This window comes from Pseudoxanthomonas sp. 134C1 (assembly GCF_057773065.1).
Genome location: NZ_JBYMTH010000004.1, coordinates 40,116 through 51,986 on the forward strand (window position 1 = coordinate 40,116; position 11,871 = coordinate 51,986).

Genomic DNA, 11,871 nt, shown 5'->3' on the forward strand with positions numbered 1-11,871 from the left:
CCGGGCACCGGCGGGCACGGCTTTTCTTCACCTCCGCATCCCGCACGCGGGCCTATCGTCGTCCCGAGGCTGGATGACAGCCGCCCACGGGAGTCCGCCATGAATCGACGTGTTTTCAGCGCTCCGGACCTGGGCACCGCGGAACAGGCGATGGGTGCCGCGCTCCGACTCGGCATTCGTCCCGGCCATGCCGCGGTGCTCGCCCAGTCCGACATCGAGATGACCCTGGTTCCCGATGCGGAGAAAGAGGCTTCGCCCACCGATTTCATGCCCGCCGCCTGGCGCGGCATCGTGGGTGGTGGCGCGATCGGCCTGATCGGCGGCCTGATCGGGATGTGGCTGCCGCAGGCCGGTTTCCACGTGATCGGGGTGCTCATCACCACTCTGGTTGGCGCGACGGTCGGCGGCTGGTCGGCGGCGCTGGCCGGTTCGACCGTGCCGAGCGAGGTGCGGCGCGACTACGAGCGCGAAATAGAAGCCGGTCGCCTGTTGGTGGTGATCGACGGCGAGGATGACGCCCTGCTGGACCGCGCGAGCCAGGCGATTGCCGCCACCGACGGCATCCAGCCGCTGCGCCAGGTCCCGCACGGCCTGTTGCGCTGAGCCGGGGGCTCCCCCGCATCTGATGACAACTGTCACTGGTCCCGGCGATGCGCCGGGACCTAAGGTGGGCGCCACCCGATTCCTGGAGCGCCCCATGCCCGCCGTCGCCCTGCCCGCGCTGACCCCCTATCTCGTCACCGCCGGTATCGGCTGGGTCATGTATCGCCGCATCCGCCGCAGCTTCGGCCGCCAGCCCTGGCAGCCGAAGCGCACCATGTTGCGCCTGGCGCTGATGGTGTTGCTGCTGGGCATGCTGATGATGGCCGCGATATTCCTGCCCGGGGTCGCGATCGGGATTGCCGCCGGATTGGCGGGCGGACTCCTGTTGGGGAGCTTCGCGCTTCGGCACACCCGGGTGGAGTGGCACGACGGGCATCCGACCTACGTGCCCAACCCCTGGTTCGGCGGCCTGCTGACCCTGTTGCTGATCGGACGCCTGGCCTGGCGCTGGTCGCACGGTGCGTTCGCCGACGGCGCCGCGGCCACCGCCCAGCAGGCCAGCCCGTTGACGATGGCGTTCGCGGGCGCGCTGGTCGGCTATTTCCTGCTGCTCAATGGCGGATTGCTGTGGCGCATGCGGCAACTGCACGCCGCGGCCGGCTGACCGGCGTCAGCGGGGAATGTCTTCGGATTCGACGATCCGCACGCCGGGCCTGGCGGCGCGCACGGCCCCCAGCAAGGCGGCGGCCACCGCGGTCGCCGGCACCACCCGGTAGCGCGCGGGGACCAGCGGAGCGAGTGCGGTCAACACGCGCAGTGCGGCATGTTCGCCCGGGCGTCGCCGCGCGCGTTCCCCACCCAGCAGCGACGGGCGGACGAAGGTGAGCGACGCGAAACCGCATGCGGCCAGCGCCTGCTCCAGTTCTCCCTTGGTGCGGCTGTAGAAAATCCGCGAATCCGCGCGCGCGCCGGCGGCCGAGGCAACCGCCAGGGTGTGCGCGCCATGCCGATGCGCGAGGCGGGCGATGGCCAGCGGATAGTCGAAATCGACCCGCTGGAACGCGGCCCGGGAGCCGGCGTCGCGCAGGGTCGTGCCCAGCGCGCAGATCATCGCCTCGGCGCGCCAATGGTCCGCGTCCGGATCCAGCCGGTCGAAATCGACGATCGGGTTCAACAGGCGCGGATGTGGCGGCAACGGGCGCCGGGTGGGCGCGATGACGGTGCCGACGCGGGAATCCGCCAATGCGAGCGCGAGTGCCGCCTGGCCCACCAGGCCGGTGCTTCCCACCAGCAGCAGACGTTCCATCCCCATCCTCCTCCTGCGGAGCCACGCGGCCCGCATGCCTCACGTATCCTATGCCATCGGTTGCCGGCCGCCGCCGGCCCATCGCGATCCGGATGCGCGGATCTTCGCGTGACGGGAGCACGCATGACCCCATGAACCTGCCTTTGCACTTCGGATTCCTCGGCGCGCTGGAAGCGTGCCTGATCGCCTTCGCCGTCGGGCTGCTGGTCTATGCCGGCTGGCAGGCGATCTGCCGCGCGCTGGGCTGGTCGATCGGGCACGCGGTGGGCTGGGCCTGCCTGATCGCGGTCGCGATCGGCGCCGGTGTCGATACCTGGAACCTGTTCTACATCGGCATGGTGAAGCTGGAGTCGCCGCTGTACGCGCGCATCGCACTGAAGGCGATCCACGATCCCGACGCGCTGGGCATGCGCGTGGTGCTGGAGATCGTCGGCGCGCTCACCGGCGTCGTAATAGGTTGGCAATGGTTCAGCCGAGGCTGGCGTGAAGGAGTCGTTTCCCGGGAACAAAAAAACACGCGGATTGAACACTGATCTGACGTGCGCATCACGCCGCGATGCCGCCTCCACATAGCCATCACGTATCGCTAACGAAGCAAGTAATCGAAAAAAAATCGCGTGTGGTTAAGCCTGCGTGCACGTTCATTTCAGGGCGCAGGGTTGATTCAGAAGCACAACGGCATCGTCGGCATCGTGCGCTACAGGACGCACTTCCTAATTCCATAACGGAGCAAACGACGATGACCAAGAACAACACCCGCAAGCCGCTGATTGCCCTGATTGCCCTGGGTGCCGCCGTCGCCATGCCGATGGCCTTCGCGCAGGACACGCAGGCTCAGCAGCAGCCGGAGCAGACCCAGCAGGCCGAGCCGGCGCAACAGGCCCAGCCGACCACGGATCAGGCGACGGGCGGTGCCGAGCAGTCTGCACAGCAGTCGACCCAGTCGGGTAGCCAGCAGGGCTGGGCTGACATCGACAAGGACGGCGACGGCAACATCACCAAGGAAGAGGCTGCGGCCAATGCCGGCCTTTCCCAGGTCTTCGACAAGGCCGACGCCGACGCCGATGGCAAGCTGACCGCCGACGAGTACAAGTCGTTCGTCGAAAAGAACTACAGCGAGCCGCAGAAGTAATACGCGCACCGCGGTCATCCGCATGACCGCACCGCGATGGCGCAAGGGCGCCATCGCGCAGCGCCCGCGGAGGGCGGCCACGCCGCCCTCCGCCTCCCGCGAGCCGTTGTCTTCCCGCCATCCGATGCGAGCGAAAGCATCCGGGAACACGAACGCAGCAAGAGGAGACGCGCATGAAACGATCATCCCGCCGGTTCCCGGCGCCACTGGCCTTGTTGGCCATGACCGCGTTGCTGATTCCCGCAGGGGTGTCGGCGCAGGAACGCGACGCCCGGGAACAGCGCCAGGAAACACCGCCGCAGCAGACCGACTCGCCGCCTGCGAGTGACGCGTCGGCGCCAACGCCGCGACCTTTCGAAGAGCTGGACGCGAATGGCGATGGCAGCATCGGCAAGGACGAGGCGGCGGTCGATCCCGCGCTGACCCAGGCCTTCGGCACGCTTGACCAGGATGCCGACGGCAAACTCGCGCCGGCCGAATACTCCGCCTACAAGCCGGCCGGCAACGGCCGTTGATTTTCATCCGTCGCGGCACGATCCGCGGATCGGCGCGACAATCAGGAGGAAACGAATGAACTCCCATGTCCACAGCAACACGCAGATCCGCCCGCGGCCCGCCTGGCTGCTGGTGGCGGTGCTGGGTGGCGCGCTGGCATTGACGGCTTGCAGCAAGACGCAGGACGAAACCATGCCGCCGCCGACCGACACCGCGCCTCCGGCGGAAACCACGCCGCCGCCGGCGGAACCGGCCACCACGCCGCCACCGGCCGATCCGAATGCGCCGCCGGCCACGGATCCGAATGCGCCCGCGACGACGACACCGCCACCGGCGGACGGCACCACGCCGCCGGCCAGCGATCAGACGCCGCCGCCTCCGGGTGATTCGGGTAGCGGCAGCACCACGCCGCCGGCGAAGTAACAGCAGGCGTCGCCTCCACCCGGCATGGGCCGGGTCGGATGCATGCACGAACGAAATGCGAAGGGCGGCCACAGGGCCGCCCTTCGCATGCCGGCTGGTATGCTGCGCGCCCCACGAAAACAAGAGGCAGCACGGTATGGGCGGTATCCGCTGGGTAGGTTTCGACGGTGACGACACGCTCTGGAAGAGCGAGGACTACTACCGGCAGGCCGAGCAGGATTTCGAAGCTATCCTGGGCCGATACATCGATCTGGGTGACCGCCGCATGCAGCAGCATCTGCTGGACACCGAACGGCGCAACCTCAAGGTGTTCGGCTACGGTGTAAAGGGCATGACATTGTCGATGCTGGAAACCGCCATCCAGCTGACCGGGGAGCGCATCAGCGCCCGTGACCTGCACCGGGTGATCGAAATCGGTCGCGCGACCCTGCAGCATCCGGTGGACCTGCTGCCCGGCATCCGCGAGGCGGTGGAAGCCATCGCCCGGGATCACGAGATCGTGCTGATCACCAAGGGCGATCTGTTCCATCAGGAAGCCAAGATCGCGCAATCGGGACTGACGGACCTGTTCCACCGCATCGAAGTGGTGTCGGAGAAGGATGTGCCCACCTATACGCGCGTGTTGCAGGAACTGGAGGTGGAACCCTCCGGATTCGCGATGATCGGCAATTCCCTGCGTTCGGACATCGAGCCGGTGATCCAGCTCGGCGGCTGGGGTATCCACATGCCCTACCACGTCACCTGGGCGCTGGAAGCCGAACATGGCCTCGGCGATGACGTCCCCCGCCTGGTGACTGTTTCCGGCGCGGTCGAACTGCCGGCCGCGCTGGCCGGCATCGAGGCGAGGACGGCCTGATCGGTGCTGCGCCGCGGGCTCCTGCCGCGCGCCGGCCCGCCTGGAGCGGCGGCACGAGTTGAACGGAACGTGTCCGCCGTCGACATCGCGGATGCCACCCCCGCGGGGTTAAATCCGGGTTCACGCGTCAGGCGACATCTTTCACACACAGGTCCCCAGGGACGGACCTTTCACCCATCGGCCCGTGCAGACGGGCCACCGGAGGATGTCATGGCAAGCTTCTCACTCACGCGTCTGTTGGCTCCCACCGTCCTGGCCGCCGGCCTTGGACTGGCGGCGCTGGCCCCTTCGCCGGCCCGCGCGGACGATGACCTGGTCCGGGTCATCGTGGACGTGGCCGATGTCATCTACAACGGCGGGCAGCCCTATTACCGCTACGGGGACGGAGACCGCTACGGCTATGGCAATCGGGTGGTCATCGTGCGTGATCGCTACCATCGCCCGACCTACTACCGTTACGTGCCGCGGCAGTACTACCGCGTCCCGCCGCGCGGCAACGCCTACGGTTACTACCGCAACAACCCGCACTACGTGCGCTACGTGGATCGGGACCGTTACGACCGTTATGACCGCCATGATCGATATGACCGCCGCGATCGCCATGATCGTCGCGATCGCTGGGACGACGACGACCGTCGCTGGCGTCGTCACGACGGACGCCGTCATCACGACGACGATTGATCCGGACATCGCTTCCTGATCCGCAGGCGGCCGGCATGCGCCGGCCGCCTGCACGGAAGGAGGCACTGCGGCACAATGCCCGCATGTCCGTGCCTTCCCGCCATCGCACCTGTCTCTTCCCGCTGGGCCTCGCGCTTGGCCTGATGGCGTGCGCGCCTGTCCACGCCGCCACGCCCGCGCCGCCACAGGCCGAATGGCCCGGCAGCGGCGATGCCTCGGTGGATCGCCACCTCGAGGACATCAACGAATACGCGGCGCGCTATCCGGCGGCGTTCGCCGACGAGATGGCCCGCTACTACAGCGTGCCGCGCGCGTACGTGGAAGCCATGATGAAGCAGCCGGACTGGTCGGCCGGCGACATCTACATGGCCTGCGCGGTGGCGCAGGCGGCGGGGCAGCCGTGCCGCGCGGTGGTGCGCGAATGGTCGCGCGATCATGGCGGAGGCTGGTGCGCGGTCGCCGAGCGCCTGGACGTGCGCCCGGGTACTGCGGGCTATCGGCGCCTGCGCAAGGGACTGGATGACACCTACCGACGCTGGGAGCGTCCGTCCCCCTGATCGGGCTGTGCGCGGTTCCTCACTTCTGACCGGATCTCTCTCCGGCTTCCCGCCGGCGGGCGGGCAGGCGAACGGGGCTCGCCGTACACTCCGCGTCCGGCACATGAAACGACAGGGAAGGGAGGCACGGTGGGGAAGGTCGTCTGTTTCGGCGAGTTGCTGTTGCGGCTGGGTGCGCCCGGGCGGGAAACCCTGCTGCAGTCGCCCGCGCTGGAAGTCCATGTCGGTGGCGCGGAGGCCAACGTCGCGGTGTCGCTGGCGCGGTTCGGCCATGCCGCGCGCATGGTCGGCGTGGTCGCCGACAACGCGCTGGGCGAAACCGCCGTCGGCGAATTGCGCCGGCACGGTGTCGATACCGCCGCCGTGCAGCGGGTGCCGGGGCGGATGGGACTCTACTTCCTGACCACCGGCGCGATCCATCGTCCCTCGCAGGTGCTGTATGACCGCGCCGGCTCCGCCTTCGCGCAGGCCGGTGGCGGGCGCCATGACTGGGCCGCGTTGCTGGATGGCGCCGACTGGCTGCACGTGTCCGGGGTGACCCCGGCGCTGGGCGCCGACGCGGCGCAAGGCGTGCGGGAAGCGATGCGCGCCGCGCGTGCCGCCGGGGCCAAGGTGTCCTTCGACGGCAATTACCGCCCGCAGTTGTGGCAGGCCTGGGACGGGGATGCCCCGACCCTGCTGCGCGGCTTGATGGCGGAGGCGGACGTGATGTTCGCCAGCCATCGCGACATGGAAGTGGTGCTGGGCCGCGCGTTCGAGGGTGACACCGCGCAGGAACGTTTCGCCGCGGGGGCGCAGGCCGCGTTTGCGGCGTTCCCGCGGCTCCAGCTGATGGCCGCGACCGTAAGGGCGCAGCGCAGCGTGGACCACCATGCGTTGTCCGCGGTGGCGCTGCGCCGCGACGGACGCCCGCAGGGCACGCCGGAGTACGAGATACCCGGCATCGTCGATCGCATCGGCACCGGGGATGCCTTCGCCGCCGGCGTGTTGCATGGCGCGATGAGCGGCCGCACCGACGCCGACGCGCTGCACTTCGGACTTGCGGCGGGTTGCCTCAAGCATTCGTTGCCTGGTGATTTCAGTACGCTGGGCGTCGCCGACGTGGAAGGTTTCCTGGCGCAGGCGGGATTCGACGTCCGCCGCTGAGTGATGCGTCGGCGCGGGTTGCATCGCAGCAAATCCGGCGCGAGCGAACCGGGTGGGTGATCCGGACGACGTATCGCGGCGGCGGGGCCGGCTTGAACATGCGGCCGGGGGGCCGCCGGATCGCAGGCGCCGCAAGGTGTGGCCGGCGCGGAATCGGGTATCGCAAGCAAATGTTGGGTCTGAAGATGCCGGGCACGACTTTTCTTTGTGTCCGCATCGTTGAAACTGCCTCGCCATGAAGAGTGCGGTCCATGCGTAGCAAGCTGTTCGTGCCCGGCAACCGTCCGGAACTGTTCGCCAAGGCCATGGCGAGCGGTGCCGATGCGATTTCCTTCGACCTGGAGGACGCCGTGCCGCAGGCACGCAAGGCGGAGGCGCGCGCGAACCTGGCGGCTTTCCTGGACAGCCCCGACCTGCCCACCGGCAAAGTGATCATCGTCCGCACCAACGCGCCGTCGTCGCCGGAGTTCGAAGCCGATCTCGCCGCGCTGGCCGGGCGCAAGGTGGATGTGATCAACCTGCCCAAGATCGATCACGCGCGCGAGGTGACCGTGGCGGTGGTCGCGATGGCCTCGCTGCTCGCGGACGAACAGGCGCCGGAACTGCTGGTCAACATCGAGACACCGCTGGGCCTGCGCCAGGCCGCCGACATCGGGCGTGCGCATCCGCGCGTGGTCGGCCTGCAACTGGGGCTGGGGGATCTGTTCGAAGCGCTCGGCATCGACCGCCAGGATCCCGCCAACCTGCACGCCGTGCTCTACACGCTGCGCATGGCCGCCGCCGAGGCGGGCGTGTTCGCCTACGACAGCGCGTATCCCGACGTGGATGACGCGTCCGGCTTCCAGGCCGAAGCGGGCATCGCCCGCCGCCTGGGCTACCTGGGCAAGAGCTGCATCCATCCACGCCAGATCGCCCTGGCCAACGTTATCTTCCAGCCGTCCGGGGAAGAAGTCGCCCGCGCGCGACGGATCGTCGCGGCCGCCGCCGAGGCGGCGCGGCTGGGCCGCGGCGCCTTCCTGCTGGAAGGACGGATGATCGATCCTCCCTATCTCCATCGCGCGCAAGCCATCGTCGCGGCGGCGGACGCATGAAGCACGCGGGGGAGCGCAGGGGATTGCCGTCCACGCGGCGCATGGCGGGCACGCCGGGCGTCGCGATCACACCGAATTTCGAAAGCATGGAAACACGATGAGCCGAACCGCCGTCCTGCCTGTATCCAAGGAGGCGACCGGCTTCCTGCGAGCCGCGTTGTACCTGCTGCTGTTGCTGGGCGCCGCCATTCCCGGCGTGCACGCCGAGAGCCTGACCTCGGTGGAGCGGGGCGTGCTGCCGGCGTTGCCCGCGGGGGCGGCCGTGGAGATGCTGCGATCGATCGAGGATCGTCCGATCGCGCTGGGCGGGGGCGGCGCATGGGTCCTCTCCGCGGATGGCCGCCAGTGGCAGGTGCTGGCGTGGCAAGGCGGCCAGCCGCCGCGGGTGATCGATGCCGGCGGCGACGGCCGCCGCCTGTTCGCGTTGGTGTCCGCCGGAACGGAACCGGCGCGGATGGAAGAACTGCGGCTGACCGGCAACACGCTGGCGCGCCAGCCATTGCCCACGCTTCCGCAGGCGCTGAACTGGGCGCGCTTCGCCGTCCTCGGCGATGCCCTGTACGTGGCCGGCGCCGGTGACGGCGCGCCGCGGTTGTGGCGCGTGGCACTGACGGCGCCCACCGCGTGGACCGATGGCCCGGCATGGCCGGAGGGCGCGCCGGCCGGCGATCTGCTGGCCCAGACGAATGCGCTCTACCTGATGGGCACCGGCACGACCTCCCAGCCGCTGTGGCGCTGGACGGTGGATCGCGGTTGGGAAGCCAAGCCGGCGGTGCCGGGCACGCGCCTGCCGGGTTCGGCGCGCGCGCTGGGCCAGGCGCACCTGCTGATGCTGGTGCGCGACAACCGCGGCATGCACCTGATGACGTACCACACCATCACCAGTGTCTGGGCCACGTTGCCGACCGGGATCGGCAGCGAGGTGCGAATGGCCACCGGTTGGCACAACGGTCTGGTGTGGGCCGCCGACGACGGCAAGGGCGGACAGGTCCTGGAATCGGCGCGGCTGGCGTCCGGCAAGCATCTGCTGAAGTGGATGGACTGGCTGGTGATCATCGTCTACCTGGCGTCGATGATCGGCATCGGCATGTACTTCTACCTGAAGGAAAAACGCAACTCGACCTCGGACTTCTTCGTCGGCGGACGCAGCATTCCGTTCTGGGCGGCGGGCGTGAGCCTGTATGCCACCAACACCAGTTCGATCAGTTTCATCGCCATCCCGGCCAAGGCGTTCGAGACCAACTGGCAGTACATGACCAACAATCTCATCGCCGTGATCGGATTGATGTTCGTGGCGGTGTGGATCGTGCCCCTGTTGCGTCGGCTGGATCTGATGTCGGTGTTCTCGTACCTGGAAACCCGGTTCCATCCGGCCATCCGCATGCTGGCCAGCGCGCTGTGCATCGCCATGCAGGTGGGCGCGCGGATGAGCGTGATCCTGTTCCTGCCCGCGCTCGCCATCGCCACCATCACCGGCATCAGCGTGGTCTGGAGCGTGATCCTGATGGGCGTGTTCACCATCATCTACACCGCGATGGGAGGCATGAAGGCGGTGATCTGGACCGATTTCGTGCAGGTCTTCGTCAAGATGGGCGGCGCGATGTTCGCCATCGGCTTCATCATCTGGCATCTCAAGGGCGGCACATCCGAGTTCTTCGCCACCGCGATGGCCGAGCAGAAGATGCATACGCTCGATTTCAGCTTCGACCTGACCAAGGCCACCGTCTGGGGCTTCATCTTCCTGGTGATCTTCGACGTCGTCCTGACCTTCCCGAAGGACCAGGTGCTGATGCAGCGCACCCTGTCGACCAAGTCGGACAAGGAGGCCGGGCGTTCGATCTGGGCGTTCGCCGCGATCATGATTCCCGGCGGCTTCATCTTCTACGGCATCGGCACCGCACTGTTCGTCTACTACAAGAACAATCCGGAGCGGTTGAATCCGCTGCTGCCGATCGACGCCACGTTCCCGCTGTTCATCGCCGCCGAGCTGCCGCCGGGCGTCACCGGGCTGATCATCGCCGGCATCTTCGCCGCCGCGATGGCCACGCTGTCGAGCATCATGAACAGCGTCGCCACCCTGATCTCGGTCGATTTCTACGAGAAGCTCTCGAAGAAGGCGGACCAGAAGAAGAGCGTGCTGTTCGCCGAGATCACCACGGTCATGGTCGGCCTGGTCGGCATCGGCCTGGCGCTGCTGCTGTCGCGCTACGACATCCATTCGCTGTTCGACATCTCCATCGAACTGGCCGGCCTGCTGGGCGGTGGTTTCGCCGGCGCCTACACGCTGGGCATGTTCACCCGCCGGGCCAACTCGCCGGGCGTGGCGATCGGCATCGGGTCGAGCATCGTGCTGACCTTCCTGGCGTGGTCGATGGATCTGGTGCATCCGTACTTCTACCTGGCCATTTCGATCCTGCTGTGCATCGTCATCGGTTACCTCGCCAGCCTGCTGTTCCCGGCGCCGCAGCGCTCGCTCAAGGGCCTCACCATCTATCGCGATGCCGAATGAGCGCGCCTTCCGCCCCTGCCGTTGGTCCTGTCGCGCCCGCGGCGGGGCTGCGGTAGCCTGCTGAGCGCACGCCAGGGGGAGAGCCGTGGATACCCAGTTCCTGAATACCTTCGTCACCGTGGTCGATCGTGGCTCGATGGCGGCGGCCGCGCGCGAACTGAACATCACCCCGGCGGCGGTGGCCCAGCAGATCCGCACGCTGGAGCGCGAGCTCGGCGCATCGCTGATCGCACGGGTGGGACGGACCGTCAGCGTCACCGAGGAGGGCTCGCGGATCATCCAGCGGGCCCGCGACTTGCTGCGCGACGTGGCCGACATGCGCAGCGTCGCCAACGACAGCGCGGTTTCCGGGGAACTGCGCCTGGGCGCCTGTCCCACCGCGCTGGCCGGCATGCTGCCGGACATCCTGGCGCGGATGGTGGAAACGTTTCCGCAGATCAACGTGTTCATCAAGCCGGGCTATTCGGCCGACCTGTATCGCGCGGTGGAGTCGGGCGAACTGGATGCGGCCATCGTGCTGCAGGCGCCGTTCTCGCTGCCCAAGACCTGCCAGTGGCAGTTGCTGCGCGAGGAACCGCTGGTGGTGCTGGCGCCGGCGGCGATGGCCGGCCGGGATCCGCACGAGCTGCTCGCCAGCCAGCCGCTGATCCGCTACGACCGCAACCAGTGGGGTGGCCGTCAGGCCGACGAGTACCTGCGCAACGCCGGTATCGTTCCGCACGAGCGTTTCGAACTGAACGCGCTCAACGCCATCGCGGTGATGGTGGATCGCGGCCTGGGCGTGTCGCTGGTGCCCAACTGGGCCAGACCCTGGCCGGAAGGACTGGACCTGGTCCGGATTCCGTTGCCGAACGAATGCGTGCCGCGCCGCATCGGCATGGTCTGGTCGCGCTCGACCGTGCGCATCCGCCTGGTCACCGTGCTGCTGCAGGAAAGCCAGGCCGTCTCGCAGCTGTCCTGAACACGGGCGATGCTGCACTGCATCGATACCGCCGGCCGGGATCACCCAACAAAAACTAGGCTCTGAACATAGGTGCGGAGGATTCTTTCCGTGACGGCGTGCACCTAGGCTCTGTCGACATTGTCGAGGCTGTCGCCGGCGTCTGGGAGGAACGTCTGGCAGCGCGGGCGC

Annotated in this window: 14 protein-coding genes; 13 read left to right on the forward strand and 1 reads right to left on the reverse strand. The window is 68.1% G+C overall.

Translation table 11 applies throughout. The features are described 5' to 3' along the window. The first annotated feature begins 99 nt into the window (after window positions 1-99). Both AC3DEZ_RS09400 and AC3DEZ_RS09405 read left to right on the forward strand, forming a co-directional pair. Window positions 100-603 (forward strand): hypothetical protein, encoded by a 504-nt coding sequence (locus AC3DEZ_RS09400; protein WP_488387982.1) that lies wholly within the window; start codon window positions 100-102, stop codon window positions 601-603. 94 nt (window positions 604-697) lie between these two features. Then, entirely contained in the window at window positions 698-1,207 is a 510-nt protein-coding gene (locus tag AC3DEZ_RS09405; RefSeq protein WP_488387983.1) for a CcdC protein domain-containing protein, read from the forward strand. 6 nt (window positions 1,208-1,213) lie between these two features. Here AC3DEZ_RS09405 and AC3DEZ_RS09410 read toward each other — a convergent pair whose 3' ends face one another. Then, window positions 1,214-1,849: a Rossmann-fold NAD(P)-binding domain-containing protein gene (locus AC3DEZ_RS09410; RefSeq protein WP_488387984.1), complete on the reverse strand. Its 636-nt coding sequence runs from the start codon at window positions 1,847-1,849 to the stop codon at window positions 1,214-1,216. A gap of 131 nt (window positions 1,850-1,980) precedes the next feature. Here AC3DEZ_RS09410 and AC3DEZ_RS09415 point away from each other — a divergent pair, with 131 nt between their 5' ends. From AC3DEZ_RS09415 to AC3DEZ_RS09465, 11 genes are all read left to right on the forward strand, one after another. After that, window positions 1,981-2,382 carry a hypothetical protein gene (locus AC3DEZ_RS09415; RefSeq protein ID WP_447103525.1) on the forward strand — a complete coding sequence of 134 codons (402 nt, stop codon included), beginning with the start codon at window positions 1,981-1,983 and terminating at the stop codon, window positions 2,380-2,382. Between the two features lie 206 nt (window positions 2,383-2,588). Then, the gene (locus AC3DEZ_RS09420; protein ID WP_488387985.1) at window positions 2,589-2,981 is read left to right on the forward strand and encodes an EF-hand domain-containing protein; all 393 of its coding nucleotides are present in this window, start codon (window positions 2,589-2,591) and stop codon (window positions 2,979-2,981) included. 173 nt (window positions 2,982-3,154) lie between these two features. Next, complete coding sequence (locus AC3DEZ_RS09425) at window positions 3,155-3,496, forward strand: hypothetical protein (RefSeq protein WP_488387986.1); 342 nt, start codon at window positions 3,155-3,157, stop codon at window positions 3,494-3,496. A gap of 55 nt (window positions 3,497-3,551) precedes the next feature. Further along, window positions 3,552-3,899, forward strand: coding sequence for a hypothetical protein (locus AC3DEZ_RS09430; RefSeq protein WP_488387987.1), 348 nt, complete (start codon window positions 3,552-3,554; stop codon window positions 3,897-3,899). Window positions 3,900-4,035: 136 nt separating this feature from the next. Further along, window positions 4,036-4,755: an HAD family hydrolase gene (locus AC3DEZ_RS09435; RefSeq protein ID WP_488387988.1), complete on the forward strand. Its 720-nt coding sequence runs from the start codon at window positions 4,036-4,038 to the stop codon at window positions 4,753-4,755. Window positions 4,756-4,965: 210 nt separating this feature from the next. Beyond that, on the forward strand, window positions 4,966-5,436 hold the full coding sequence (locus AC3DEZ_RS09440) for a hypothetical protein (RefSeq protein ID WP_488387989.1): 471 nt from the start codon (window positions 4,966-4,968) through the stop codon (window positions 5,434-5,436). 83 nt (window positions 5,437-5,519) lie between these two features. Further along, entirely contained in the window at window positions 5,520-5,993 is a 474-nt protein-coding gene (locus tag AC3DEZ_RS09445) for a hypothetical protein (RefSeq protein ID WP_488387990.1), read from the forward strand. Window positions 5,994-6,122: 129 nt separating this feature from the next. Further along, window positions 6,123-7,139 (forward strand): sugar kinase, encoded by a 1,017-nt coding sequence (locus AC3DEZ_RS09450; protein ID WP_488387991.1) that lies wholly within the window; start codon window positions 6,123-6,125, stop codon window positions 7,137-7,139. A gap of 251 nt (window positions 7,140-7,390) precedes the next feature. After that, complete coding sequence (locus AC3DEZ_RS09455; protein WP_488387992.1) at window positions 7,391-8,230, forward strand: HpcH/HpaI aldolase/citrate lyase family protein; 840 nt, start codon at window positions 7,391-7,393, stop codon at window positions 8,228-8,230. Between the two features lie 97 nt (window positions 8,231-8,327). After that, complete coding sequence (locus AC3DEZ_RS09460; RefSeq protein ID WP_488387993.1) at window positions 8,328-10,739, forward strand: sodium:solute symporter family protein; 2,412 nt, start codon at window positions 8,328-8,330, stop codon at window positions 10,737-10,739. Window positions 10,740-10,824: 85 nt separating this feature from the next. Continuing rightward, complete coding sequence (locus AC3DEZ_RS09465; RefSeq protein ID WP_447103515.1) at window positions 10,825-11,700, forward strand: LysR family transcriptional regulator; 876 nt, start codon at window positions 10,825-10,827, stop codon at window positions 11,698-11,700. Window positions 11,701-11,871 lie beyond the last annotated feature (171 nt).

Bases quoted from the DNA above. Each gene is read 5' to 3' on its own strand.
- AC3DEZ_RS09400 (WP_488387982.1), top strand. From the start codon at position 100: ATGAATCGACGTGTTTTCAGCGCTCCGGACCTGGGCACCGCGGAACAG.
- AC3DEZ_RS09405 (WP_488387983.1), top strand. From the start codon at position 698: ATGCCCGCCGTCGCCCTGCCCGCGCTGACCCCCTATCTCGTCACCGCC.
- AC3DEZ_RS09410 (WP_488387984.1), bottom strand. From the start codon at position 1,849: ATGGAACGTCTGCTGCTGGTGGGAAGCACCGGCCTGGTGGGCCAGGCG.
- AC3DEZ_RS09415 (WP_447103525.1), top strand. From the start codon at position 1,981: ATGAACCTGCCTTTGCACTTCGGATTCCTCGGCGCGCTGGAAGCGTGC.
- AC3DEZ_RS09420 (WP_488387985.1), top strand. From the start codon at position 2,589: ATGACCAAGAACAACACCCGCAAGCCGCTGATTGCCCTGATTGCCCTG.
- AC3DEZ_RS09425 (WP_488387986.1), top strand. From the start codon at position 3,155: ATGAAACGATCATCCCGCCGGTTCCCGGCGCCACTGGCCTTGTTGGCC.
- AC3DEZ_RS09430 (WP_488387987.1), top strand. From the start codon at position 3,552: ATGAACTCCCATGTCCACAGCAACACGCAGATCCGCCCGCGGCCCGCC.
- AC3DEZ_RS09435 (WP_488387988.1), top strand. From the start codon at position 4,036: ATGGGCGGTATCCGCTGGGTAGGTTTCGACGGTGACGACACGCTCTGG.
- AC3DEZ_RS09440 (WP_488387989.1), top strand. From the start codon at position 4,966: ATGGCAAGCTTCTCACTCACGCGTCTGTTGGCTCCCACCGTCCTGGCC.
- AC3DEZ_RS09445 (WP_488387990.1), top strand. From the start codon at position 5,520: ATGTCCGTGCCTTCCCGCCATCGCACCTGTCTCTTCCCGCTGGGCCTC.
- AC3DEZ_RS09455 (WP_488387992.1), top strand. From the start codon at position 7,391: ATGCGTAGCAAGCTGTTCGTGCCCGGCAACCGTCCGGAACTGTTCGCC.
- AC3DEZ_RS09460 (WP_488387993.1), top strand. From the start codon at position 8,328: ATGAGCCGAACCGCCGTCCTGCCTGTATCCAAGGAGGCGACCGGCTTC.